This window comes from Paenimyroides tangerinum (assembly GCF_003865405.1).
GTDB lineage: Bacteria > Bacteroidota > Bacteroidia > Flavobacteriales > Flavobacteriaceae > Flavobacterium > Flavobacterium tangerinum.
This window is the reverse complement of the sequence record NZ_RQVQ01000049.1, coordinates 17,980-18,232: the sequence shown is the minus strand read 5'-3', so window position 1 is coordinate 18,232 and position 253 is coordinate 17,980. Positions and strand designations below refer to the sequence as shown.

Sequence of the window (253 nt, the reverse complement as noted above, 5' to 3'; positions counted from 1 at the left end):
TAAGAAAAAATCATCTACAAGAAAATAGAAGAAAGAGAAAAGAAAAAAGACTCTAACTTCATCCAAAAAATAAATAAGAAAAGTATCTTAAATATGTTAACAAAATAAGCTTACCGCATAAGGCATATAGCCTACAGCGCGAAGCGAAAAGCTTAAGGTGGTTATTGCGTCGGGGCTCACCTCTTCCCATTTCGAACAGAGAAGTTAAGCCCGATTGCGCAGATGGTACTGCATTTTAATGTGGGAGAGTATG

Annotated in this window: 1 rRNA gene (cut by a window edge); it reads left to right on the top strand. The window is 36.8% G+C overall.

The window, feature by feature from the left end:
• Positions 1-153 precede the first annotated feature (153 nt).
• Positions 154-253 (top strand): 5S ribosomal RNA (gene rrf / locus EG240_RS14735); it runs 11 nt beyond the window's last position.